The following is a 23,559-nucleotide window of genomic DNA, read 5'->3' as shown; positions in this document are numbered from 1 at the left end:
TGTGCTGAATCCATAATCGACTGGATCTTTCATGTCGATGCATAGCGCCAGACACCTCGGTCGGCCCCCTCTCCCTCTGGGAGAGGGCTGGGGTGAGGGGCAGCTTCAAAGCAGGTCCAAAGCCAGACACCAGACACAAAAAAGGGGACGCCATTGGCGTCCCCTTTTTCATTGCAGCCATCCAAATCAGAACGCCGGCAATACCGCGCCTTTGTACTTCTCGGTAATGAACTGCTTCACTTGCGGGCTGTGCAGCGCAGCCGCCAGTTTCTTCATCGCGTCGCTGTCCTTGTTGTCAGCGCGGGACACGAGGATGTTCACGTACGGCGAGTCGTTGCCTTCGATCACCAGCGCATCCTTGGACGGATCAAGCTTGGCTTCCAGCGCGTAGTTGGTGTTGATCAGCGCCAGATCGACCTGGGTCAGCACGCGCGGAATGGTCGCGGCTTCCAGTTCACGGATCTTCAGGTCTTTCGGATTCTCGGCGATGTCTTTGACGGTCGACAGAATGTTCTTCGAATCCTTGAGCTTGATCACGCCAGCCTTGTCCAGCAGCAACAGCGCACGGCCGCCGTTGGTGGCGTCGTTCGGGATCACCACGTTGGCACCGCCGGGCAGGTCTTTCAGATCCTTGATCTTGCTCGAATAAGCGCCCAGTGGCTCCAGATGCACGCCTGTCACAGCGACCAGATCAGTGCCCTTGGCCTTGTTGAATTCATCAAGATACGGCTGGTGCTGGAAGAAGTTCGCGTCCAGACGCTTTTCCGCGACCTGTACGTTCGGCTGAATGTAGTCGGTGAAGACCTTGACCTTCAGATCCACGCCTTCCTTGGCCAGGGCCGGTTTGACGAACTCGAGGATTTCCGCGTGCGGCACCGGAGTGGCGGCAACGGTCAGGGTCTCGGCGTGGGCCGAAAACGCCGCAACAGCGGCGAAAGCAGCGATCAGTTTTTTCATTCAGCTAACTCCTTGTGAGGGCGCCCGCCAGCGAATGGCCCGCGCCTCTTGATTAAAAAACCGCTTATTTGCGCGAGAAATGCACGACCAGACGGTCGCCAACCATTTGCAGCACTTGCACCAGAATCAACAGCAGCACCACGGTGACGATCATCACGTCGGTCTGGAAACGCTGGTAGCCGAAACGGATCGCCAGGTCGCCCAGACCACCGGCGCCGACCACACCGGCCATCGCCGTGTAGGACACCAGTGTAATCGCTGTCACCGTAATCGCTGCGAAGATGCCCGGCCGGGCTTCCGGCAGCAAGGCGTTCATGATGATCTGCCGCGTGGTCGCGCCCATCGACTGGGTCGCTTCGATGATGCCGCGATCGACTTCGCGCAGCGCGGTTTCCACCAGACGCGCGAAGAACGGCGTGGCGCCCACCACCAGCGGCGGGATCGCCCCGGCCACACCCAGCGAGGTGCCGGTGATCAGCACGGTGAACGGGATCATCACAATCAGCAGAATAATGAACGGCAGCGAACGCAAGATGTTCACCACCAGCGACAGCACGGCGTAGAGGCCACGGTTCTCCAGCAACTGACGCGGGCTGCAGAGAAACAGCAGCACCCCCAGCGGCAGGCCGAGCAGCACGGTGAACAGCAGCGAACCGCCGAGCATCAGCATGGTGTCGCCAGTCGCCAGCCAGATTTCGTACCAGTCGATATTGGCGAAGAAACTCATCAGGTCAGCCATTAGCGCAACACCTCCATGTGAACGTCAGCGGCGGTGAAGCGGGCGAACGCCGCCTCCATGTCGCCACCGGTGACAGCGAGGGTCAGTTGCCCGTACGGAATGTCTTTGATGCGGTCGATGCGACCGGCAAGGATGCTGTAGTCGACGCCGGTTTCCCGGGCGACGGTGCCGAGCAACGGCGCATAGGTCGCCTCGCCCTGGAAGGTCAGACGCACGATGCGCCCGGGCACGTGGGCGAAATCGTCACGCTGCTCGCTCTCGTCAATCTGCTCGCTTTCCTGCACGAAACGCTTGGTGGTCGGGTGCTGCGGATGCAGGAACACATCGGCCACCGGCCCCTGCTCGACGATCACGCCAGCGTCCATCACCGCGACCTGATCGCAGACTCGACGGATCACGTCCATTTCGTGGGTGATCAGGACAATGGTCAGTTTCAGCTCGCGATTGATTTCCGCCAGCAGTTGCAGGACCGATGCGGTGGTCTGCGGGTCGAGGGCGCTGGTGGCCTCGTCGCACAGCAGAATCTTCGGCTTGGTCGCCAACGCACGAGCGATGCCGACGCGCTGCTTCTGACCGCCGGACAGTTGCGCCGGGTACTTTTTCGCGTGGTCGGACAAACCGACCCGCGCCAGCAGCTCGGCCACGCGTTGATTGATTTCACTGCTCGACAACTCACCGGCCAGGGTCAGCGGCAGGGCCACGTTGTCGGCGACGGTCTTGGAGGCGAGCAGGTTGAAGTGCTGGAAGATCATCCCGACCTGCTGGCGGAAACGGCGCAGGCCGTTGGCGTCCAGTGCGGTGACTTCTTCGCCGTCGACGATGATCTTGCCGCCACTGGAGTCTTCCAGGCGATTGATCAGACGCAGCAGGGTACTTTTGCCCGCACCGGAATGGCCAATCAGGCCGAACACCTGACCGTTCTCGATGGCGAGACTGGTCGGGTGCAGCGCGGGAATATCCTTACCGGCAACGCGGTAAGTCTTGTGGACGTTTTGAAACTCGATCACGTAGCGAACCTTGTGGGGCGCGTTGGAAAAGGATCAGCGGTTAGCCGGGCGCGCATTTTAGCCTGTCCGTATAGAGGTTCTTAGCATTTATTTCGCAATTAACCTTCAATTTGGCAATAACGCGATCAAAGGTCAGATAAACGGAACGGCTGAAACGCTCATCAGTCACTACTTAAGCGACTTGAAACCCCTGGGTGCCGTGCCCGGGAATCACTCAAGGGTCTTCGGAAGGCATCCGGGGCCAAACGAGGAGTTTACGTCTGATGAGCATCAAAAAGCCTGCACCTGATAAAAGCGAAATGGCCGGGACCGATACCCCGGATCGCGCCAACACCAACGCCAAGCTCGACAGCCTGGAAGAATTCCGTTCCGACGCCACCGGTCAGGCACTGCGGACCAATCAGGGCGTGAAGATCGCCGACAACCAGAACACCCTCAAAGCCGGGCCGCGCGGGCCATCGCTGCTGGAAGACTTCATCATGCGTGAAAAGATCACGCACTTTGACCATGAGCGCATTCCGGAGCGTATCGTCCATGCGCGCGGTACCGGCGCCCACGGTTTCTTTCAGACCTACGAGAACCATGCAGCGCTGACCAAGGCCGGTTTCCTGCAGGATCCGGGTAAGAAAACCCCGGTGTTCGTGCGTTTTTCCACGGTGCAGGGGCCACGGGGTTCCGGCGATACCGTGCGTGACGTGCGCGGCTTTGCGGTGAAATTCTTTACCGACGAGGGTAACTTCGACCTGGTCGGCAACAACATGCCGGTGTTCTTCATTCAGGACGCGATCAAGTTCCCGGACTTCGTCCACGCGGTGAAACCCGAGCCGCACAACGAAATCCCGACCGGCGGCTCGGCTCACGACACGTTCTGGGACTTCGTCTCGCTGGTGCCGGAATCGGCGCACATGGTCATCTGGGCGATGTCCGACCGGGCGATCCCGAAAAGCCTGCGCAGCATGCAGGGCTTTGGCGTACACACCTTCCGCCTGATCAACGCCGAGGGCAAATCACGCTTCGTCAAATTCCACTGGCGCCCTACCGCCGGCACTTGCTCGCTGGTGTGGGACGAGGCGCAGAAGCTCGCCGGTAAGGACACCGACTACCACCGCCGCGACCTGTGGGAAGCGATCGAGATGGGCGATTACCCGGAATGGGAACTGGGCGTGCAGATCGTCGAAGAAGAGAACGAACACGATTTCGACTTCGACATCCTCGACCCGACCAAGATCATTCCAGAAGAAATCGTCCCGATTACGCCGCTGGGCAAAATGACCCTGAACCGCAACCCGGACAACTTCTTCGCCGAAACCGAGCAGGTCGCCTTCTGCCCTGGCCACATTGTGCCGGGTATCGACTTCTCCAATGACCCGTTGCTGCAAGGTCGGCTGTTTTCCTATACCGACACGCAGATCAGCCGACTCGGCGGGCCGAACTTCCATGAGCTGCCGATCAATCGTCCGGTGGCGCCGTTCCACAACGGCCAGCGCGATGCGCAACACCGCACCACCATCGACAAGGGGCGTGCCTCGTACGAGCCGAACTCGATCGACGGCGGTTGGCCAAAAGAAACCCCGCCAGCGGCACAGGACGGTGGTTTCGAGAGCTACCCGGAGCGCATCGATGCGGCGAAGATCCGTCAGCGCAGCGAGTCGTTCAGCGATCACTTCTCCCAGGCCCGCTTGTTCTTCAACAGCATGAGCGACCACGAAAAAGAGCACATCATCGCTGCCTACAGCTTCGAGCTGGGCAAGGTCGAGCGTGAGTTCATCCGTGCCCGTGAAGTGAACGAGATCCTCGCCAATATCGACCTGACCCTGGCCAAACGTGTGGCTGAAAACCTTGGTTTGCCGGCACCCGCCAAAGGCACGGTCGAAGTGCGCAAGACCTCGCTGGAGCAATCGCCAGCGCTGAGCCAGGCCAACCTGCTGCCAGGCAACATCAAGACGCGCAAAGTGGCGATTCTCGCGGCCAACGGCGTTGATGCTGCGGCCATCGATGCGATGAAGAAAGCACTTGAAGCCGAAGGCGCCCACGCGAAACTGCTCGGCCCGACCTCGGCGCCAGTGAAGACCGCTGACGGCAAGGCATTGCCGGTGGATGCGTCGATGGAAGGCATGCCTTCAATTGCGTTCGATGCGGTGTTCGTACCGGGTGGCGCGGCGTCGATTACCGCGTTGAGCGGTGACGGCGTGGCGTTGCACTACCTGCTCGAGGCCTACAAGCACCTGAAGGCGATCGCGCTGCACGGCGAGGCCAAGCAATTGCAGGACTTGCTGAAGCTGGATGCGGATGCTGGGCTGCTGCAGGGCGCGGATGTAGGGGCGTTGACCAAACCGTTCTTCGCCGCGATCGGCGAGCATCGGGTCTGGGCGCGGGAGCCTAAGGCCAAGGCTATTCCGGCTTAAGATCTTTATTGGTTGAGAGGACGCTTTCGCGAGCAGGCTCGCTCCCACAGGTACGCTGTTGCACCTGTGGGAGCGAGCCTGCTCGCGAAGCTTTTTATGGCTTGCGCGGACTTAAAACCATCTGCGCCGGAACCGTGCGCAAGATCTGCTTCTCGATCTGCAAATCAAAATCAGGATCGAGCTTCTTTACTCGCTTGCTCAGCAACGTCGCCAGCCACGGATAATCCGCGGTGCGCGGCGCCTGGATGCTGACGGCGCATTCGTAATTCACCACATCGGCGGCGATAGCATCGAGTTGTCGTTGCAGCTTGTGAATATCGCCGATGTTCAACGCAACAGTGGTGCTCTCGGCGGTCGGGTCGATGACCTTGGCTTTCGGCCTGGCTTCGGCAGCCAGCAACGCGGCCTCGGCCTTTTCCAGCTCGGCCTTGCGCGCTTCGGTGATCGCGCCGTTGACGCCGCCGGTCAGCGCTGGCGCCTTGGGCATCAGAGCACGGGCGCGGCTGAGCGCGGTGGCGGCAGCGTTGACATCGCCCTTTTGCAGAACGATCTGGCTGCGGCGCAGGTACGCCTCGGCCAGCTGCCGCTGGTACTGCTCAAGGGACTGATCGTTGGGGGTCGCGGCCTGCAACGCGGCCAACTGGTCTTCGGCGGTGGCCAGTTCGCTGCTGGCCAGGCTTTGCTCCAGCTGTGCGATGGCCGTAGCCCGCGCATCGGGGACTTCAGCCACCGGCGGCGTGCTTTGGCAGGCGCCCAGCAGCACTGAAAATGCGACAAGGAGCAGATAACGGGAGGCGAACGGCTTCATTCCTGCGACTCTCTAATTGCGCAAAAAGCGGCCAAGTCTACACCCCACGACGGGGCAGAACAAAACTCAACAGAAACAGCGCGGCTGCCGTCACAACGATAGACGGCCCCGCCGGAGTGTCCTTGAACCACGACAACGCCAGCCCGCCGCACACCGCGAGCATGCCCAGCAGGCTCGCGCCCAAGGCCATCTGCTCCGGCGAACGGGCGTGACGCTGTGCCGCAGCCGCCGGGATGATCAGTAGCGATGTAATCAGCAACACCCCGACGATTTTCATCGCCACGGCGATCACCACCGCGATCAACAGCATCAGCGCCAAGCGCAAACCCGCAACCGGCAGGCCTTCGACCCGCGCCAGTTCTTCGTGCACGGTGACCGCCAGCAGCGGTCGCCACAGCGTCACCAGCAACAACAGCACCGCCGCGGTGCCACCGAGAATCCACGCAAGATCGCTCGGACTGATCGCCAGCAAGTCGCCGAACAGATAGGCCATCAGGTCGATCCGCACTTCATGCATGAAGCTTAGTACCACCAGGCCGAGAGAGAGCGTGCTCGGTGCAAGAATTCCCAATAGTGTGTCGGACGCCAGTGGCTGACGCTGTTGCAGCGTCACCAAGAGCACCGCCAGCAGCAGGCAACCGACCGTCACCGCCACGGTCGGGCTGACGTCCAGCAAAAAGCCCAGTGCCACGCCGAGCAATGCGGCGTGGGACAGGGTATCGCCGAAATAGGCCATGCGCCGCCACACCACAAATGAGCCGAGCGGTCCGGCCACCAGCGCCAGGGCCAGACCTGCAAGCAGGGCATACAAAAGAAAATCAGCCATGCTTGCAGCCGTCTCCATGAACATGAGGTTGCCCGCCGAGCGGGCCTTTGACCACCGAACCGTGCAGGTCGTGGGCGTGGTCGTGATGGTGGTGATAGATCGCCAGACTCGGCGCGTTCTTGCCGAACAACTCGACAAATGCCGGATCGCCGCTGACCTGCTCGGGATGCCCGGAGCAGCAGACGTGACGATTGAGGCAGACCACCTGATCGGTAGTGCTCATCACCAGATGCAAATCGTGGGACACCATCAGCACGCCGCAACCGTGGCGGTCACGCAGACGGGTGATCAGGCTGTACAGCTCGGCCTGCCCGGCCACGTCGACGCCCTGCACCGGTTCATCCAGCACCAACAGTTCCGGCTCACGCAGCAGTGCCCGAGCCAGCAGCACACGCTGCATTTCGCCGCCGGAAACGCTCTGCACCGGGCTGTCGATCACGTGTTCGGCGCCAACTTCCTTCAACGCGGCCAAGGCACGCGAACGATCGACGCCAGGCACCAGGCGCAGGAAGCGCAGCACTGACAGCGGCAGCGTCGGGTCGACATGCAGTTTCTGCGGCATGTAACCGACGCGCAATTTCGGCTTGCGCCAGACGCTGCCACTGTTCGGCTTCAACAGCCCGAGCACGGCGCGTACCAGCGTGGTCTTGCCGGCGCCATTGGGGCCGATCAGGGTGACGATCTGCCCCGGCTCGACGCTCAGCTCGATGTTGTCCAGCACGGTCTGCCCGGCAAACGTGACGGCGACCTGCTCCAGACGGATCAGCGCGTTGCTCATCAGGCCCCCTGGCAACCGGCGCACAGACCAACCACTTCGACCGTCTGCGCTTCGACGATGAAACCGACATCTTTGGCGCTGCTGATGATCGCGTCGCTGATCACTTTTTGCTCAAGTTCGATGGCGGCGTGGCACTCGCGGCAGATCAGGAACTGGCCTTGATGCGCGTGTTCAGGATGCACGCAGCCAACGAAGGCGTTGAGCGACGAGATGCGATGGACCAGGCCGTTTTCGAGCAGGAAATCCAGTGCGCGGTACACGGTAGGCGGCGCGGCGCGGCGGCCGTCCTGCTCGCTGAGCACCGCGAGGATGTCGTAGGCTCCCAGCGGCTTGTGGCTTTGCCAGACCAGTTCCAGCACGCGGCGGCGCAGGGCAGTCAGACGCAAACCTTTCTGCGCGCACAAGGTATCGGCCTCGGACAGAGCGCTGTGCACGCAATGGGAGTGGTCGTGGGGACGGCTGGCAATCGGTGTAATAGGCATGAGCGGCGACGAGATTTGCTGGAGACGTTATTATGTTACCCGTTCTCGCTTCCTTGAGTGGTCATCGTGTCCCGACTTTTTTCTGTTTTTGTGGCTTGTGTTGCCAGTTTTCTGCTGATCGGTACGGCCCAGGCCGAGGTCAAAGTGCTCACCAGTATCAAACCGTTGCAGCTGATTGCCGCTGCCGTGCAGGACGGCGTGGCGATTCCCGAGGTGCTGCTGCCGCCGGGTGCCTCCCCACACAATTACGCCCTGCGCCCATCCGACGTACGGAAGGTGCAGTCAGTCGATCTGCTCTACTGGATCGGCCCGGACATGGAAGGTTTCCTGCCGCGCGTACTCGGCGGTCGCAGCCTGCCGAGCGTCGCCGTGCAGGATCTGCCGGGGCTCAAGCTGCGGCATTTCGGCGCGGACAACCATTCCCACGCCGAAGAGGCCGATGAGCATGATCACGACCATCGCCCCGGCTCGCTGGACGCACACCTGTGGTTGTCACCGGCCAACGCGCGGGTGATCGCTGACAAAATGGCCGCCGACCTCAGCGCCGCCGACCCGGCCAATGCCCAGCGCTATCAGAGCAATGCCAAAGCCTTCGATGAACGTCTGGATGCGCTGGATCAGCGCTTGAAGAAGCGTCTGGCCAATGTCGAAGGCAAGCCGTACTTCGTGTTTCATGAGGCGTTTGATTATTTCGAAGACGCTTACGGCCTGAAGCACGCCGGGGTGTTCGCGGTGGCCGCCGAAGTACAGCCCGGCGCCCAGCATGTGGCGGCGATGCGCAAGCGCTTGCAGGAAGTGGGCAAGACCTGTGTGTTCAGCGAGCCGCCGTTGCGTCCGCGCCTGGCAGAAACACTGGTGGCTGGCCTGCCGGTGAAGCTGGCGGAACTGGATGCGTTGGGCGGGTACACCCCGGCGACGGCTCAGGGCTATGAGCAGGTGCTGGAAAAGTTGGGCAATGATTTGGCGGGATGCCTGGAATCTCTGTAACCCCATAGAAAAAGATCGCAGCCTTCGGCAGTTCCTACAGGGTGTACATCAATCCCTTGTAGGAGCTGCCGAAGGCTGCGATCTTTTGATCTTAAAGGGCGAAAGGCAACGGTGTGTGCACCTGCTGCCGCTGCGCCAGGCGCTGCTCGAATTCCTGCGGATCGTGAATCAACACGTCCTGCCCGGCGAACTGCTCGGCGGCGATCAGGCGTGACAGCCAGAACCGCACACAAGCCACACGCAACATCGTTGGCCAGAGCTCAGCCTCCGCCGCCGTGAACGGGCGCAGCGCCGCGTAGGCACCGAGGAATGCCCGGGCGCGCGGGCCATCGATCACGCCCTCCTCGTCCGAACACCAGTCATTCAACGCGATCGCCACGTCGTACAGCATCGGCCCCGAGCAGGCGTTGTAGAAGTCGATCAACCCGGTCAGATGGGTGCCTTCGAACATGGCGTTGTCGCGGAACAGATCGGCGTGAATATTGGCGCGAGGTAGCGCAAGAATCTTCTCTTTGCGCTCGGTGATCTCATCCAGCGCCTTTTGCAGCAAGGCACGCGGCTCATCGCTCAGGTGCGAGAGAAATTCAGTGCCCTCCTCCAGCATCCAGTCCAGGCCGCGATCGGTCTTGCGCTTGATCATGCGCTCGCCCTGGGTTGCCAGATGCAGATGCGCCTGCAACTCGCCGACCTGCGCGCAATGCTGGGCGTTGGCGACCTTGATGTGCTTGCCCGACAGACGCGGTTGCAGCAGCGCCGGTTTGCCTTTGAGCTCACGCAGGGCCAAGCCGTCGGTGGTGCGCAGGGCGTAAGGCACCGGCAGTTCGGCTTCGTGCAGCACGTCGAGCAGGTCGATGAAGAACGGCATCTCCTGCACCGGGCCGCGTTCGACCAGGGTCAGGACAAACTCGCCCTGCTCCAGACTGATGAAGAAATTGGTGTTTTCGCTGCCGGCGGCGATCCCCTGGAAATCGAGCAGGCGGCCGAGCCCGTAAGGGGCGAGAAAGGTTTCCAGCTCGGGCCGAGCCAGGGGAGTGAACACAGACATGTCTTGACTGCCAGTACGGGCGCCGCAACGGCGGCGCCACAAGTGAATTAAAAACCTACTTCCATTCGAAGATCTTCCATGACGGGATCAGCATATCCGGCTGGTCCGAGCGGATGAAGTTGGCATCCGTTCCGTCGGCGCGCACCAGAAAGTACGGCGGCGCGCCCTTCGGCGTGACCTTGATCGCATACAGGAAACCGTTCTGACGGTACTCCTGAATAGTCTTGTCGCCCTCCGTGCGGATGGTGACCTCGGGGTCGCCGCCCGGCGCATCATCCGCCGCAATCGCGGCCAGTGGTGAGACAGCGATCAACCCGACCAGCAGCAAGCGATTTAACGTACGCATGATAACCTTGTCCCTTTGTCGTCAACGGTCCCGCTATTCTAGCGCCGGACCCGCCGAAAAGGTTGATCCTGCTCATGAGCCAAGCCCCCCTCGTCCTGGTGGACGGTTCGTCTTACCTGTACCGCGCCTTTCATGCACTGCCACCACTGACCACGTCCAAAGGCCTGCCGACCGGTGCGGTCAAAGGCGTGCTGAACATGCTCAAGAGTCTGCGCAAGCAGTACCCGGACAGCCCCTTCGCCGTGGTGTTCGACGCCAAGGGCGGAACATTTCGTGACGAGATGTACGCCGAATACAAGGCCAACCGGCCGAGCATGCCCGATGACATGCGCGTGCAGATCGAGCCGCTGCACCAGAGTGTGATCGCCCTCGGCTTCCCGCTGCTGTGCGTCGACGGCGTCGAGGCCGACGACGTGATCGGCACCCTCGCCCGCAGCAGTGCGGCGGCCGATCGCCCGGTGATCATCTCCACCGGTGACAAGGACATGGCGCAACTGGTCGACGGCCACATTACCTTGGTCAACACCATGTCCGGTAGCTCGATGGATGTGGAGGGCGTGAAGGAGAAATTCGGCGTCGCACCGGAGCAGATCATCGATTATCTGGCACTGATGGGCGATTCCTCCGACAACATTCCGGGCGTTCCGGGCATCGGCCCGAAGACGGCGTCCGGCCTGTTGGTCGGCGTCAACGGCGGTCTGACCGAGCTGTACGCCAACCTCGACATCGTGCCGACCCTGCCGATCCGTGGCGCAAAAACCCTGCCGGCCAAGCTCGAAGAGCACAAGGAAATGGCTTTCCTGTCCTATCAACTGGCGACTATCAAGGTCGACGTGCCGCTGGATATCGGCCTCGATGATCTGCAGATGGGCCAGGAAGATCCGGCCAAACTCTACGAGCTGTACACCCTGCTGGAATTCAAGAGCTGGCTCAATGATCTGGATCGCCATGCCAAGCGTCTGGAACTGAGCGCGGCGGCCGAACCTGCGCTCGCCCATGATCTGTTCAGCGCCCCGCAAGCCGAGGCACCTGCTGCCCCTGCCGAAGCCGCCTACGAAACCATCCTCGATCAGGCTCGCTTCGACGTCTGGCTGGAAAAACTGCGCAACGCCAAGCTGATCGCCTTCGACACCGAAACCACCGGCATCGACGCGCAGCGAGCGCAACTGGTCGGTCTGTCGTTCGCCGTACAGGCCAACGAAGCTGCGTACATCCCGCTGACCCACTCCTACATCGGCGTGCCGGAGCAGCTGGATCGCGACACCGTGCTGCGCGCACTCAAGCCGATTCTGGAAGACCCGAGCAAACTCAAGGTTGGCCAGCACGCCAAGTTCGACATGAACATTCTGGCCAACTGCGCCATTGGCGGCGATCAGAGTGAAGGCATCAGCGTGCGCGGCATCGCCTTCGACACCATGCTCGAGTCCTACGTACTCAATTCCACCGCGACCCGTCACGACATGGACAGCCTCGCCCAGAAGTACCTTGACCACACCACGGTGAGCTTCCAGGACATCGCCGGCAAAGGTGCCAAGCAACTGACCTTCGACCAGATCGCTCTGGAACAGGCCGGGCCGTATGCCGCCGAAGACGCCGACATCACTCTGCGCCTGCACCAGATCCTGTTCGACAAGCTCAGCGCGATTCCGAGCCTGGCCAGCGTCTTGACCGACATCGAAATCCCACTGGTACCGGTATTGGCGCGCATCGAACGCCAGGGCGCGTTCGTCGATGCCGAACTGCTCGGCATTCAGAGCATTGAGCTGGGCAACAAAATGGTCGCGCTGGAGCGTGAAGCCTTCGAAATTGCCGGGGAGGAATTCAACCTCGGCTCGCCGAAGCAGCTGGGCGTGATTCTCTATGAAAAGCTCGGCCTGCCGGTGCTGAAGAAAACCGCCAAGGGCCAGCCGTCCACCGCTGAAGAAGTGCTGGCGAAACTCGCCGAAGACGATCACCGCTTGCCGAAGGTGCTGATGGAGCACCGTTCGATGAGCAAGCTGAAAAGCACCTACACCGATCGCCTGCCCGAACAGATCAACCCGCGCACCGGGCGCATCCACACCTCGTATCATCAGGCCGTGGCTTCGACCGGGCGCCTGTCTTCCAGTGATCCGAACCTGCAGAACATTCCGGTGCGCACCGCCGAAGGCCGACGCATTCGTCAGGCGTTCGTCGCACCGAAGGGTTACAAACTGCTGGCGGCGGACTATTCGCAGATCGAACTGCGGATCATGGCCCACCTGTCCCGCGACGAAGGCCTGATGAACGCCTTTCGCAACAATCTCGACGTGCACACTGCAACCGCTGCCGAAGTATTCAAGGTCGAGCTTGATCAAGTGACCTCGGACCAGCGCCGCAGCGCCAAGGCGATCAACTTCGGTCTGATCTACGGCATGGGCGCGCAGAAGCTCGGCAAGGACATCGGCGTCGACACCAAGACCGCCAAGGCTTACATCGACACCTACTTCGCCCGTTATCCAGGCGTGCGCGAATACATGGAGCGTACCCGCGCGCAAGCGGCGGATCAGGGTTACGTCGAAACTTTCTTCGGTCGTCGCCTGTACTTGCCGGAGATCAACTCGAACAAGCCGCAGGAACGCGCCGCTGCAGAACGCACAGCGATCAACGCGCCGATGCAGGGCACGGCAGCGGACATCATCAAGAAAGCGATGGTGGCTGTGGATAACTGGCTGGCCACGTCGGGGCTGGATGCCCGGGTCATCCTGCAAGTGCACGACGAACTGGTGCTGGAGGTTCGCGAGGATCTGGTCGAGCAGGTCAGTGCCGAAATTCGTACGCACATGAGCGAAGCGGCGAAACTGGATGTGCCGCTGCTGGTGGAAGTTGGCGTGGGCAACAACTGGGATGAGGCGCACTGAGTTTGTAAAGGTGCCGCGACGCGACGTCGCGGCAAGTCCCGTAAACCGGCTTAGAACGATAAATGCTGAGGCTATTCCAAAGCTTTTTGAAAAAAATCTGAACTAATCTGTCGACCGAACACTCAGAGATACTGAATGGCTGGTGAAGCCCTTCGATGCTCCTATGTTGTGTTAAGTGTTGGCAGATATCTGAACCCCGCCCTAGCGGTTCGGAACTTAAACCCCGGAACTTCTCCCTCCCCAATGAAGTCCGGGGCTTTTTTTGCCCCAAAACTGGCTGTGATGCCGTCATGCTGCGTTAAAAGCACCGCTAAAAATGCTCATTTAGGTACCCTAAACTCCGCTTTTTAGCGGTGCTTTCGCCTTGCCTGACAGCACCACAGTCAGTTTTGAAATTGTCTTACTCGGCTGCCGCCTCGGTGTTTTTGTCTGCCAGTTCCATCCAGTCGGCCAATACGGTGTAGGCCTCTTCCAGGCCCATGCGTTTTGGTGCCGAGAACAGTTGGATGGTGATCGAGTCGCCCCAGCCTTTGCGGATTTCCGACTGTACTTTCAGCAGGGTGTTCTTGGCTGCGCCGTAGGTGAGTTTGTCGGCTTTGGTCAGCAGGATGTGCATCGGCATGCCAGCGGCGACGGCCCAGTCGAGCATCAGCAGGTCGAAGTCGGTCATCGGATGGCGGATGTCCATCATCAGAATCAGACCTTTCAAACTCTCCCGACCACCGAGGTAAGCCTCGAGGTGGCGCTGCCAGTGTTGCTTGAGCGGGATCGGCACTTTTGCATAACCGTAGCCCGGCAGGTCGACCAGACGGCGATCTTCGTCTAGCTTGAAGAAGTTCAACAGCTGTGTGCGGCCCGGAGTTTTCGAGGTGCGCGCCAGGCTGGCGTGGGTCAGGGTGTTCAGCGCGCTGGACTTGCCGGCGTTGGAACGACCGGCAAACGCCACTTCGAAGCCTTCGTCGTCAGGGCATTGATCGACTTTGGCGGCACTGAGCATGAACGTGGACTGTTGGCACAGGCCGAGGATGGGATTCTTGAGTTGCATGGGATTTCCGATGTGGGCGGCGCCGGGATTGGGCGCGGAACGCGGTGTCGCTTCCGTTTCAGTGACGCCAGTATATAATGCCGCAGATTTTGTGTGTGCTTTGTCCCAGCGAAGGATGAAGTTCACGAGAGCGACAGACTTTGATTGCGCATTAGAACGCAGAACGCTCTCAACCCTGAAAAGGTCGTTTTATGACGAAATGGCTGCTGGCTGCCGGAGTCTTGATGCCGCTTTACAGCGCACAGGCTACACAGGATCCGGAAGCTGTGTACAACCGTGTTTGTGGTGCCTGTCATTCCGGCCAACTACCCATGGCGCCCGCAAGAGGCGATCAGGAAGCTTGGACGCCGAGGTTGGCGAAAGGTATGGGGACGCTGGTGCAACACGTGACCCAGGGTTTCAAGGCGATGCCGCCGCGTGGTTTGTGCATGGACTGCAGTGCCGAGGATTACCAGGCCATCATCCTTTGGATGAGCGAGAGTAAGCCCGGTCCATAACTTAACCCTTAGCCGTAGTTGGATTAGCTGATGAACAAATTGATCGTGAGTCTGCTGTTGACCGTGGGAATTTCAGGTGTCGCCCATGCTGCCGGCGATGCCGCAGCAGGCCAGGCCAAAGCTGCCGTGTGCGGAGCCTGCCATGGCCCGGACGGCAACAGCATGGCGCCAAACTTTCCGAAACTGGCCGGTCAAGGTGAACGCTACCTCGACAAGCAATTGCACGACATCAAGTCGGGCAAGCGCGTGGTGCTGGAAATGACCGGGCTGCTGACCAACCTGAATGACCAGGATCTGGCCGACATCGCTGCGTACTTCGCCAGCCAGAAAGGCAGCGTCGGCGCCGCCGATCCGAAGATCGTCGCTCGCGGTGAAGCGCTGTTCCGTGGCGGCAACCTGGAAAAAGGCCTGCCAGCCTGCACCGGCTGCCATTCGCCGAACGGCGCCGGCAATGCTGCAGCAGGCTTCCCCCATCTGGGTGGCCAGCATGCGCAATACATCGCCAAGCAGCTGACCGATTTCCGCAAGGAAGAAGGCGGTCGCGCCAACGACGGCGACGCGATGACCATGCGCACCATCGCGCGCAAGCTGAGCGATGAAGACATCGCTGCGGTTTCCAGCTACATCCAGGGCCTGCACTGAGGCCCTGAATCGAGGGCTGAACGAGGCGCGCAGCGCCGGCCACGTTAACGCTCGATTAATCCTTCGCAGCAAGTATAAAAAGGGTGGCTTTGGCCGCCCTTTTTTGTGGCCGCTGCCGTTACACTACAGCACTCATGCCCGCCAGGATCTGTGTCGCAACAGGTCGAGCGAGGCGACCCAAATTGTTCAGGAGTAAAGCATGCGTAATCTGATCATCAGCGCCGCCCTCGTCGCTGCCAGCCTGTTCGGCGTCACCGCCCAGGCCGCTGAAGCCCCTGCCGCCCCTTATGTCGAACTGGCCAATCCGGTGCCGGTTGCAAAGCCTGGCAAGATCGAAGTGGTCGAGCTGTTCTGGTACGGCTGCCCGCATTGCTACGCTTTTGAGCCAGTGATCAATCCATGGGTTGAAAAATTGCCGTCCGACGTCAACTTCGTGCGCATTCCCGCCATGTTCGGCGGCCCATGGGACGCTCACGGCCAGATGTTCCTGACTCTGGAAGCCATGGGTGTCGAGCATCAGGTACACAACGCCGTGTTCAACGCGATCCAGAAAGAACACAAGAAGCTCACCGACAAGAACGACATGGCTGACTTCCTCGCCACTCAAGGCGTGGACAAGGACAAGTTCCTCGCCACTTTCGACTCGTTCGCTATCAAAGGCCAGATCGTCAAGGCCCGTGAGCTGGCGAAGAAGTACGAAATTACTGGCGTGCCAACCATGATCGTCAATGGTAAATACCGCTTCGACATCGGCTCTGCCGGTGGTGCCGAGCAAGCATTGAAGCTGGCTGACGATCTGGTCGCCAAAGAGCGAGCGGCGAACAAGGCTGCTGCCAACTAAGCGCGGCATTCGCCATGCGCCGCTGGAAGTCCGAACGCATCGTTGGCCTGCATGATCCGCAGGTCAACGAGCATCACCTGGCGTCTACGGGCCTGCCCGCAGACCAGCGTCTGCGCTTGCTCAGTTTCAACATTCAGGTCGGCATCAGCACCGAGCGCTATCGGCATTACCTGACCCGCAGCTGGCAGCATCTGCTGCCGCACACCGGGCGTTCCGGCAATCTACAGAAGATCGGTGACCTGCTCGGCGACTTCGATCTGGTCGCGCTGCAGGAAGCCGATGGCGGCAGCCTGCGTTCGGGCTACGTCAATCAGGTCGAACATCTGGCCCACCTCGGCGCCTTTCCCTACTGGTATCAACAACTCAATCGCAACCTCGGTCGACTGGCCCAGCACAGCAATGGCGTGCTCAGTCGCCTGAAGCCGTGGGCGATCGAGGATCATCCGCTGCCCGGCCCGAAAGGTCGCGGCGCGATCCTGCTGCGCTTCGGCGAAGGTCCGGAAGCGTTGGTGGTGGTAATGATGCACCTGGCCCTCGGCGCGCGGACGCGCAGCCTGCAACTGGCCTACATTCGTGATTTGATCAGCGGCTACAAGCATCAGGTGCTGATGGGCGACATGAATACCCATGCCAGCGACCTGCTCGAACACTCGCCATTACGCGATCTCGGCCTGCTGGCCCCGCAGGTGGAAGCGACCTTCCCCAGCTGGCGCCCACAGCGTTGCCTTGATCATATTCTGCTCAGCCCGACCCTGACCCTGGAAAAGGTCGAGGTACTGGCCCAGCCCATTTCCGATCACCTGCCGGTCGCGGTGGAAATTCGTCTGCCGGGTTCGCTCACGGCCGACGCATTGCCCGCGTTGAGCCCTGCCCCTCGCGGAACCTGTGAATGAGCGACGACGCCCAGCGCTGGAAAGAGAAGTACCTCAAGAGCATCGAACAGCAGGACAAGCTCGAACGCCGCTGGGCCGCGCGACTCGACCTGCTGCGGCGCGGTCTGGTGCGCAGCACGCTGGCGGCCGAAGGCACCGACAAGGCTGTCGATCAGTGCATGAAAGAAATGCGCGAAGTGGTGCGCACCGATGACATGGACGCCGGCCTCGCCGCCCTGCTGCCGCGTCTGGAAAAAGCCGTGCTCGACTCCGAGCAGCGCCGTGAGACCCGCATTGATCAGGTCAGCACCGCGCTGACCGCGCTGGTCACCCAGTTGCAGGCTTTGCCATTGCCGCGCGAAGTCGCGCAACCGCTGAAGAAATTCGCCAAACAACTGGACAGCCGCGTCGGTCAGGCGCGGGAAATGCCACTGCTGCTGAGCGAGCTCAGTGGCTTGCAGGGCAAGGCCTTGAGTCAGTTGGAGACGCCTGCCGAGCCGGGTCGGCCGGGGTTGTTGCAGCGTTTGTTTGGTAGTCGCGACAGTGAAGAAACCGTTGCACCGGCGGCCGACATACCAGCAACACCAGTGCCGCAGCTGGTCGAAGCTCAGCAGCCTGAACCGGAGCCTGCGCAATCGGCACCGGTGGCCAACGCGGAGCCAGCGATCGCAGCGCCCGAGACCATCATCGAAACGTCCGCCCAGACGCCGCCTGATGAGCCGCAAGTCGTTGCGTTCGCTGCGCCTGTGGTCGTCGTTGAAGCCGAGCCAGCGCAAGTTGAACCCGCCGCGGACGCCGAGATGACCGTCGCTGCGCCAGCAACCGAGGCGTTCAACCCCGATGAACTGATCCACCCCGGCGATCCCTCGCCGCTGCTCCTCGACAGCCTGCCCTTGCCCGAGCCAATCGCTCAAGCATTGGCCGCTATCGACCCGGAGCAGTCGGAACACGACATCCTCTTCGCTCTGCCGGATTCCCCGGAGCCGTCCTACAGCTCCGTGGCCAGACACATCGAAGACACGCTGATCGGCCTGCTCGATGACCTGACCCTGCCCGAGCGTCACCGGCCGCAAGCCGAAGCCATGCGCGAACGGCTCAAACACGGGTTGAACTGGTACGAACTGCTGCCAATCCTCGACGATCTTGCAACCTTGATGCTGGCGATTACCGATAGCGGTCAGCACGAATTCGAAGCCTATCTGCAACAGCTCAACGAACGCCTTGAAGCGTTCCAGAGCAACCTGCAAGCGGCCAGCGAAGGGCATGCCGACAACAGCTCGGCGGCGCGGGCCATGGACACGCAGATTCGCGAGCAGGTCGACGGCTTGCAGAGCAGCGTCCAGCAAGCAGCCGACCTCGATGACCTCAAGCATGTGCTGGAGAATCATCTGGAAGGCCTGCTGGGAACGATGGACCAGCACCAGAAGCAGCGCGACGCACGCGAACAGGAAGTCGCCGCCAGATTGAAGAGCCTGTCGGAGCGGGTCGCGCATATGGAGCAGGAAGCCTTGGGTTTCCGCGAACACCTTGAGGAACAGCGGCAGAAAGCCCTGATCGATCCGTTGACCGGCCTGCCTAACCGCGCGGCGTGGAGCGAACGCCTGGAGCATGAAATCCAGCAATGGCAGCAGCACGGCAACACCCTTAGCCTGGCCATGCTCGACCTCGATCACTTCAAGCGGATCAACGACAGCTACGGCCACCTGGCGGGCGACAAAGTCCTGAAGATCATCGCCACTGTGCTGCGCAAGCGCCTGCGCGGCTCGGATTTCATCGCCCGTTTCGGCGGTGAAGAGTTTGTGCTGTTGCTGCCGGCGACGCCGCCAGCGGTTGGCGCAAAGCTGCTGGAAACCCTGCGCGCGGCGATCGAAGCCTGCCCGTTTCATTTCAAGGGCGAGCGAGTGACCATTACGATTTCCATGGGACTGGCATCGTTCAGGGTCGGAGAACACAGCGATCTAGTGTTGAAAAGAGCCGATCAGGCGCTGTATCGGGCAAAAAACGCCGGACGCAACCGAGTGGAGCTCGGCTAAGGCAATTGTTCCATTTTGTTTAATTCCGCCCGCTGGCGAACGCTGGCCAAACCGGTACGTTACACTGTTGCATTACTGTCTTCTGCGTATTGTCCTCTGCCATGAAATTCTTTGCCCTTGTTGCCTCGCTGTTCGTCCTCGCTGGTTGCGCCAGCGGCCCGCGTTACGACACCAGCCACCCTTCGGCCAATTACGACAGCCGCATCCAGTTTGTCGTGGTGCATTACACCTCGGCGTCGCTGGAGCGTTCGCTGCAATTGCTGACCCATGGCGACGTCAGCAGCCATTACCTGATCGGCGATGACAACAACGCCACAATCTACAAGCTGATGGACGAAAACCAACGGGCCTGGCACGCCGGCGAGAGTCAATGGCAGGGCCGCACCTGGTTGAACTCCAGCTCCATCGGCATCGAAATCGTCAATCCCGGCTACAAGGACACCCCGACCGGGCGCCTGTGGTATCCGTACAGCGAAGCGCAGATCCAGTCGCTTATTACGCTGCTCAAGGACATCAGCAAGCGCAACGGCATCAGCCCGCGGCACATCATCGGTCACAGCGACATCGCGCCGCTGCGCAAGCTTGATCCGGGGCCACTGTTTCCGTGGAAACGTCTCGCCGCCGAAGGCCTTGGCCTGTGGCCGAACGAGCAAGCGGTGGCGCGTCAGCAGGCGGTGTTCAACACCAATCCGCTGCCGGAGATCGGCTGGTTCCAGGCGCAACTCGCGCGTCTGGGTTACGACACACCGCAGACCGGCGAGCTGGACGTCGCCACGCGCCATGTCCTCGCAGCGTTCCAAATGCATTACCGCCCTGCTCGCTTCGACGGGACGCCGGATGCGCAAACCGCAGCACTTCTTCTGGTCCTCAATCAGACAAAATAATGACGCCCGCCCGACGGTCAGGGCGAAATCGCAATCAGCAGCTATAACTCATGGTAATTCTTCGGAAAATCCTTGATGGCTGCGACCCGAGAGACGCTGCGTAGCTGGTTTTATCGCCCTGTTTTTTTGGCGATGATCGCGGCTGTCCTCAGCGCCAGCCTGTTGATCGCCGGCGGTATGTTCGCGGCGATACGCCAGATGGAAGTGCGCGAGAGCCAGGAAATGAACGCCCAGGGCGAGCGTTTCCTCGCTCGCCTCGAACAATTGTTCGGCCAGTTGCGCGAAAGTCTCGACGATCTTGAAGCCCAGCCCTTGCGTGGCTGCGACGAAGAAATGATCGCGACTCTGCAGCAAGTCACCTTCAACTACCGCTTCGTCTATGAAGCGGCATATATGGACGCTTCGCGATTCTGCTCCAACCGTCCGCGCCAGGAAGGTCTGTCATTGGTGCGCGCGCCGGACATTCAGGGCCCGACCTACAGCTATTGGCTGAACACCACCACCGAACCCGATGAAAACCGCGCGGCACTGATGCTCGGGCGCGGTAACTTTCGTGTCGCTACCTCGCGCGGCCATTTGACCGACATGGTCGATCTGTCGCCCGGCAGCAGCCTGCTGGTGGTACTCGATCACGGCACTCGCGCGATTCCGGTGCTCGGCACCGCACAGACCTGGCCACCGACCGAACCCTGGCCACCGAAGAGCCGTGATGCGCTGCAAGTCACGCAAACGCGGCTGATCTATCGCATGCCCACCGACAACCCGGAATATCAATTGGTGCTGATCACGCCGCGCACGGGCATGCACGTCCCGGCTGTGTGGTGGTGGCTGTTGCCGGTGTGCCTGATCGCCGGCGCCGTTGTCGGCTTTCTGACCTTGCTGCTGGTGCGTCAGCGCCAGTCACTGGATGCCGAGCTGCACGGTGCGATCCGCCGGGGTGAGTTGCAGGTGCTGTATCAGCCGATCTTCGACCTCGACAGCCGCCACTGCGTCGGCGCCGAAGCGCTGCTGCGCTGGCGGCGCCCGGACGGCACCCTGACCAGCCCCGACCTGTTCATTCCCATGGCCGAGAACACCGGGCAGATCCGGCAGATGACCGACTTCGTGTTGCAGCGTCTGCTCGAACAACTGGGCCAGTTACTGCGCGCCAATCCGCAGCTGTATATCTCGGTGAACCTCGCGGCCTGCGACGTCATGGTGCCGCGCATCGGCCAGGTCATGGCGCGGCTGCTTGCCCTGCACCGTGTCGCCGCGCGGCAGATAGCCTTCGAAGTCACCGAGCGCGGCCTGATTGATGTGGTGGTGGCGCGGGAAAACCTGCAAGCCTTGCGCGACGTCGGCCATCAGGTGCTGATCGATGATTTCGGCACCGGCTATTGCAGCCTTGCCTATCTGCAGACTTTGCCGGTGGACTGCCTGAAGATCGACAAGGCGTTCATCGATGCGCTGGGCCATGACGCGGCGAGCAGCGGCGTCGCTCCGCACATCATTCACATGGCGCAGGCGCTGGATCTGAAAGTGATTGCCGAAGGCATCGAGCTGGAATCCCAGGCAGCGCTGCTCAGCAGTGAGGGGGTCAAGTTCGGTCAGGGCTGGCTGTTCGCCCACGCCTTGAGCGCCGTGCAATTCATCGAACTGATCACCCGAGGTCGACGCCTGGCCGGGCGGCGTATGGACGACGAGGCTTAAACGGCCAGCGCCATGTAGAACTGGGTGCCCTGCCCAGGCCGCGAGTAGACGCCCATGCGCCCGCCGTGCAACTGGACGATTTCCTTGCACAGCGCCAGGCCGAGCCCGGCGCCGCCCTTCTTGCGCCCGACCTGCACGAACGGCTCGAAAATCCGCCCCTGCTGGCCGTAGGCAATGCCTTCGCCATTGTCTTCGACGCTGATGATCACCCGCTCGCCATGGCGGCGCGCCTGCAGACGGATCTGGCCGTCGCGGGCGGTGTGGCGCAAGGCGTTGTCGATCAGGTTGTCGAGGACGCGATCGAGTTGCGCCTGATCAGCCTGCAACCTCGGCAGCGGGCCTTGAATCTCGACGTTCAGCGCAACACCTTTGGCCGCAGCCACGTCGGCAAAGCGCAGTTGCGCCTGCTCCAGCAGGTCCTCAATGGAACATGGCGCCAGGGTGAGTTTCTGTAGACCGTTCTGGTAGCGCGAGAAATTCAGCAAGTCGTTGATCAATTGCATCAGCCGCTGCATTTCTTCGTTGACCGTATCCAGCAGGTCAGCTTCGCGCGATTCAGCCGGGAATTTCGCCCTCTCGCGAAACAGTCCGAAGGCCATGTGCATGCCGGTGACCGGCGTGCGCAGCTCATGGGAAGCGCGCAAGACAAACTCACTGCGCACGCGCTCGAACGCGCGTTGCTCGGTGACGTCGTGCAGCACCATCACCGCGCCGAGTATATGCCCCTGGGTATGACTGACCGGCGTCAGGCTGTAAGTCAGCAGGCGCGATTCGCCATCGACTTCGATACTCAGATCTTCCGGCGCGCGCTCCAGCGTGCCGCCGCGCAGGACCAATTGCAGTTGTGCATCCAGTTCCGGGCGGCCGAGCGCGGTGCCCAAGCCTTGGCCCAGTCGATCGTCTTCCCAGCCCAACTGGCGCTGAGCAACAGGGTTGAGGTGCTCGAGCTGGCCCTGGCGATCAATCATCAATAAACCGTCGTCGATGCTGTCGAGCACCGCTTGCAAGCGCTGCTGACCGGCCAACAGTTCGTCGACATTCATCGCCTGGTGTTCGCGCAACGCCTCGGCCATCAGGCCGAAGCGGCGCGACAGCAGGTTGACTTCCATGGCCGTGGAAATCGGCAGAGTCACGTCATAGTTGCCCTGGCCGATGTTGTCGGCAGCCTTGGCCAGCGCTTCGATCGGTGCGCCGAAGCGCCGAGCAATGCCCTGCGCCGTGACAAAACCGATGATCAGCACTGCCAGCCCGACCAGGCCAAGCAGCCCGGCTATCAGCAGGGCGCGTTCGCGAGCGGCGTGCTGCACCTCATTGATACTGTCCAGCGCGTGCTTGTGCTCAGCAATCAACCCATTACGCAGGATATTGAAGCGCTCGCGGAAATCCGCGCTGGTGCTGGCGTTCTTTGCCGCTTCGGCGGTGACGTCGAATGAGGCGAGGAAGTTCAGGTAATCGGCCTTGGCCTGGCGGAAACCGTAAGGCTGGCCATCGCCCTCCTGCTGCTGGGCGATGCCTTGGTCGAGCAACTCGAAGTAGTGCTGCTTGGACGCTTCGAACGCGACGGGGTCGGGCTTCTCGGCGAGCATGATGATCAATTGATCACCGAGGGTCTGGCGCAGCTTGAGGCCCAGATCCAGAGTGACAAAGTTGCTGCGCACCAGCGCTTCCTGCGACCCGGCCATCTGCATCACGCTGACCAGCCCGAGCAAGAGCCCGAGCAAGGCCACGGTGATCAACGCAGAAATGCTCAGGAACAGGCGCGTGCGCAGCTTGATCGCCAGTTTCATCGCGCAGTGC

General features: G+C 61.2%; 21 protein-coding genes. 10 read left to right on the top strand and 11 right to left on the bottom strand.

Features of this window, described 5'->3' with window-relative positions; genetic code table 11:
- Nucleotides 1-186: 186 nt before the first annotated feature.
- The 3 genes from AC0Z5Z_RS03285 to AC0Z5Z_RS03275 all read right to left on the bottom strand — a co-directional run bounded on the left by AC0Z5Z_RS03285 (nt 187) and on the right by AC0Z5Z_RS03275 (nt 2,703).
- Entirely contained in the window at nt 187-957 is a 771-nt protein-coding gene (locus AC0Z5Z_RS03285; RefSeq protein ID WP_095182290.1) for a MetQ/NlpA family ABC transporter substrate-binding protein, read from the bottom strand.
- 64 nt (nt 958-1,021) lie between these two features.
- The gene (locus AC0Z5Z_RS03280; protein ID WP_016772337.1) at nt 1,022-1,696 is read right to left on the bottom strand and encodes a methionine ABC transporter permease; all 675 of its coding nucleotides are present in this window, start codon (nt 1,694-1,696) and stop codon (nt 1,022-1,024) included.
- Nucleotides 1,696-2,703: a methionine ABC transporter ATP-binding protein gene (locus AC0Z5Z_RS03275; protein WP_016772338.1), complete on the bottom strand. Its 1,008-nt coding sequence runs from the start codon at nt 2,701-2,703 to the stop codon at nt 1,696-1,698. Before AC0Z5Z_RS03275 ends, AC0Z5Z_RS03280 begins: the two co-directional genes overlap by 1 nt.
- 263 nt (nt 2,704-2,966) lie before the next feature.
- Here AC0Z5Z_RS03275 and katE point away from each other — a divergent pair, with 263 nt between their 5' ends.
- The gene (gene katE, locus AC0Z5Z_RS03270) at nt 2,967-5,108 is read left to right on the top strand and encodes a catalase HPII (protein ID WP_024014993.1); all 2,142 of its coding nucleotides are present in this window, start codon (nt 2,967-2,969) and stop codon (nt 5,106-5,108) included.
- A 94-nt stretch (nt 5,109-5,202) separates the two neighbouring features.
- On the opposite strand, the gene AC0Z5Z_RS03265 is transcribed toward katE, so the two are convergent.
- From AC0Z5Z_RS03265 to AC0Z5Z_RS03250, 4 genes are read right to left on the bottom strand one after another with little or no spacing between them, the layout of a single operon-like run.
- Nucleotides 5,203-5,916, bottom strand: coding sequence for a PA5502 family lipoprotein (locus tag AC0Z5Z_RS03265; RefSeq protein ID WP_016772339.1), 714 nt, complete (start codon nt 5,914-5,916; stop codon nt 5,203-5,205).
- 37 nt (nt 5,917-5,953) lie between these two features.
- On the bottom strand, nt 5,954-6,742 hold the full coding sequence (gene znuB, locus AC0Z5Z_RS03260; protein ID WP_056791234.1) for a zinc ABC transporter permease subunit ZnuB: 789 nt from the start codon (nt 6,740-6,742) through the stop codon (nt 5,954-5,956).
- Nucleotides 6,735-7,520, bottom strand: coding sequence for a zinc ABC transporter ATP-binding protein ZnuC (znuC, locus tag AC0Z5Z_RS03255; protein WP_024014991.1), 786 nt, complete (start codon nt 7,518-7,520; stop codon nt 6,735-6,737). The genes znuB and znuC overlap by 8 nt, the downstream gene beginning before the upstream one ends.
- Nucleotides 7,520-8,002 carry a Fur family transcriptional regulator gene (locus tag AC0Z5Z_RS03250; RefSeq protein ID WP_024014990.1) on the bottom strand — a complete coding sequence of 161 codons (483 nt, stop codon included), beginning with the start codon at nt 8,000-8,002 and terminating at the stop codon, nt 7,520-7,522. The genes znuC and AC0Z5Z_RS03250 overlap by 1 nt, the downstream gene beginning before the upstream one ends.
- A gap of 66 nt (nt 8,003-8,068) precedes the next feature.
- Here AC0Z5Z_RS03250 and AC0Z5Z_RS03245 point away from each other — a divergent pair, with 66 nt between their 5' ends.
- Nucleotides 8,069-8,989, top strand: coding sequence for a zinc ABC transporter substrate-binding protein (locus tag AC0Z5Z_RS03245; RefSeq protein ID WP_252877190.1), 921 nt, complete (start codon nt 8,069-8,071; stop codon nt 8,987-8,989).
- Between the two features lie 91 nt (nt 8,990-9,080).
- On the opposite strand, the gene AC0Z5Z_RS03240 is transcribed toward AC0Z5Z_RS03245, so the two are convergent.
- Complete coding sequence (locus AC0Z5Z_RS03240; RefSeq protein WP_252877189.1) at nt 9,081-10,034, bottom strand: homoserine kinase; 954 nt, start codon at nt 10,032-10,034, stop codon at nt 9,081-9,083.
- 55 nt (nt 10,035-10,089) lie between these two features.
- On the bottom strand, nt 10,090-10,380 hold the full coding sequence (locus AC0Z5Z_RS03235; protein WP_041476480.1) for a DUF2782 domain-containing protein: 291 nt from the start codon (nt 10,378-10,380) through the stop codon (nt 10,090-10,092).
- Between the two features lie 74 nt (nt 10,381-10,454).
- Here AC0Z5Z_RS03235 and polA point away from each other — a divergent pair, with 74 nt between their 5' ends.
- A complete protein-coding gene (polA, locus tag AC0Z5Z_RS03230) occupies nt 10,455-13,259 on the top strand; it encodes a DNA polymerase I (protein ID WP_252877188.1) in 2,805 nt (934 codons plus the stop codon).
- A gap of 400 nt (nt 13,260-13,659) precedes the next feature.
- Here the strand turns inward: polA and yihA are convergent, their stop codons facing one another.
- Nucleotides 13,660-14,304: a ribosome biogenesis GTP-binding protein YihA/YsxC gene (yihA, locus tag AC0Z5Z_RS03225; RefSeq protein ID WP_150637305.1), complete on the bottom strand. Its 645-nt coding sequence runs from the start codon at nt 14,302-14,304 to the stop codon at nt 13,660-13,662.
- A gap of 191 nt (nt 14,305-14,495) precedes the next feature.
- On the opposite strand from yihA, the gene AC0Z5Z_RS03220 reads away from it, so the two are divergent.
- From AC0Z5Z_RS03220 to AC0Z5Z_RS03190, 7 genes are all read left to right on the top strand, one after another.
- Entirely contained in the window at nt 14,496-14,801 is a 306-nt protein-coding gene (locus AC0Z5Z_RS03220; protein ID WP_016772347.1) for a c-type cytochrome, read from the top strand.
- Nucleotides 14,802-14,831: 30 nt separating this feature from the next.
- Nucleotides 14,832-15,443, top strand: a complete 612-nt coding sequence (locus AC0Z5Z_RS03215) for a c-type cytochrome (protein ID WP_122506337.1) — start codon at nt 14,832-14,834, stop codon at nt 15,441-15,443.
- A 199-nt stretch (nt 15,444-15,642) separates the two neighbouring features.
- Nucleotides 15,643-16,284 (top strand): thiol:disulfide interchange protein DsbA/DsbL, encoded by a 642-nt coding sequence (locus AC0Z5Z_RS03210; protein ID WP_016772349.1) that lies wholly within the window; start codon nt 15,643-15,645, stop codon nt 16,282-16,284.
- A gap of 14 nt (nt 16,285-16,298) precedes the next feature.
- Nucleotides 16,299-17,177 carry an endonuclease/exonuclease/phosphatase family protein gene (locus AC0Z5Z_RS03205; RefSeq protein ID WP_024014985.1) on the top strand — a complete coding sequence of 293 codons (879 nt, stop codon included), beginning with the start codon at nt 16,299-16,301 and terminating at the stop codon, nt 17,175-17,177.
- The gene (locus AC0Z5Z_RS03200; RefSeq protein ID WP_485610686.1) at nt 17,174-19,189 is read left to right on the top strand and encodes a GGDEF domain-containing protein; all 2,016 of its coding nucleotides are present in this window, start codon (nt 17,174-17,176) and stop codon (nt 19,187-19,189) included. Before AC0Z5Z_RS03205 ends, AC0Z5Z_RS03200 begins: the two co-directional genes overlap by 4 nt.
- 101 nt (nt 19,190-19,290) lie before the next feature.
- Nucleotides 19,291-20,073: an N-acetylmuramoyl-L-alanine amidase gene (locus AC0Z5Z_RS03195; RefSeq protein WP_150743221.1), complete on the top strand. Its 783-nt coding sequence runs from the start codon at nt 19,291-19,293 to the stop codon at nt 20,071-20,073.
- Between the two features lie 75 nt (nt 20,074-20,148).
- Nucleotides 20,149-21,762 carry an EAL domain-containing protein gene (locus AC0Z5Z_RS03190; RefSeq protein WP_252868539.1) on the top strand — a complete coding sequence of 538 codons (1,614 nt, stop codon included), beginning with the start codon at nt 20,149-20,151 and terminating at the stop codon, nt 21,760-21,762.
- Here AC0Z5Z_RS03190 and AC0Z5Z_RS03185 read toward each other — a convergent pair.
- Nucleotides 21,759-23,549, bottom strand: coding sequence for an ATP-binding protein (locus AC0Z5Z_RS03185; protein WP_056791205.1), 1,791 nt, complete (start codon nt 23,547-23,549; stop codon nt 21,759-21,761). The genes AC0Z5Z_RS03190 and AC0Z5Z_RS03185 overlap by 4 nt on opposite strands.
- Nucleotides 23,550-23,559: the final 10 nt, after the last annotated feature.

The organism is Pseudomonas sp. 1L-E-NC-VB-C3 (assembly GCF_057291535.1).
This window is presented reverse-complemented; position numbering and strand designations above follow the sequence as displayed.

Excerpts from the sequence above, each read along its gene's own strand:
- AC0Z5Z_RS03285 (WP_095182290.1), bottom strand. The coding sequence starts at position 957 with ATGAAAAAACTGATCGCTGCTTTCGCCGCTGTTGCGGCGTTTTCGGCC.
- AC0Z5Z_RS03280 (WP_016772337.1), bottom strand. The coding sequence starts at position 1,696 with ATGGCTGACCTGATGAGTTTCTTCGCCAATATCGACTGGTACGAAATC.
- katE (WP_024014993.1), top strand. The coding sequence starts at position 2,967 with ATGAGCATCAAAAAGCCTGCACCTGATAAAAGCGAAATGGCCGGGACC.
- AC0Z5Z_RS03265 (WP_016772339.1), bottom strand. The coding sequence starts at position 5,916 with ATGAAGCCGTTCGCCTCCCGTTATCTGCTCCTTGTCGCATTTTCAGTG.
- znuB (WP_056791234.1), bottom strand. The coding sequence starts at position 6,742 with ATGGCTGATTTTCTTTTGTATGCCCTGCTTGCAGGTCTGGCCCTGGCG.
- znuC (WP_024014991.1), bottom strand. The coding sequence starts at position 7,520 with ATGAGCAACGCGCTGATCCGTCTGGAGCAGGTCGCCGTCACGTTTGCC.
- AC0Z5Z_RS03250 (WP_024014990.1), bottom strand. The coding sequence starts at position 8,002 with ATGCCTATTACACCGATTGCCAGCCGTCCCCACGACCACTCCCATTGC.
- AC0Z5Z_RS03240 (WP_252877189.1), bottom strand. The coding sequence starts at position 10,034 with ATGTCTGTGTTCACTCCCCTGGCTCGGCCCGAGCTGGAAACCTTTCTC.
- AC0Z5Z_RS03235 (WP_041476480.1), bottom strand. The coding sequence starts at position 10,380 with ATGCGTACGTTAAATCGCTTGCTGCTGGTCGGGTTGATCGCTGTCTCA.
- polA (WP_252877188.1), top strand. The coding sequence starts at position 10,455 with ATGAGCCAAGCCCCCCTCGTCCTGGTGGACGGTTCGTCTTACCTGTAC.
- yihA (WP_150637305.1), bottom strand. The coding sequence starts at position 14,304 with ATGCAACTCAAGAATCCCATCCTCGGCCTGTGCCAACAGTCCACGTTC.
- AC0Z5Z_RS03220 (WP_016772347.1), top strand. The coding sequence starts at position 14,496 with ATGACGAAATGGCTGCTGGCTGCCGGAGTCTTGATGCCGCTTTACAGC.
- AC0Z5Z_RS03215 (WP_122506337.1), top strand. The coding sequence starts at position 14,832 with ATGAACAAATTGATCGTGAGTCTGCTGTTGACCGTGGGAATTTCAGGT.
- AC0Z5Z_RS03210 (WP_016772349.1), top strand. The coding sequence starts at position 15,643 with ATGCGTAATCTGATCATCAGCGCCGCCCTCGTCGCTGCCAGCCTGTTC.
- AC0Z5Z_RS03205 (WP_024014985.1), top strand. The coding sequence starts at position 16,299 with ATGCGCCGCTGGAAGTCCGAACGCATCGTTGGCCTGCATGATCCGCAG.
- AC0Z5Z_RS03200 (WP_485610686.1), top strand. The coding sequence starts at position 17,174 with ATGAGCGACGACGCCCAGCGCTGGAAAGAGAAGTACCTCAAGAGCATC.
- AC0Z5Z_RS03195 (WP_150743221.1), top strand. The coding sequence starts at position 19,291 with ATGAAATTCTTTGCCCTTGTTGCCTCGCTGTTCGTCCTCGCTGGTTGC.
- AC0Z5Z_RS03190 (WP_252868539.1), top strand. The coding sequence starts at position 20,149 with ATGGCTGCGACCCGAGAGACGCTGCGTAGCTGGTTTTATCGCCCTGTT.
- AC0Z5Z_RS03185 (WP_056791205.1), bottom strand. The coding sequence starts at position 23,549 with ATGAAACTGGCGATCAAGCTGCGCACGCGCCTGTTCCTGAGCATTTCT.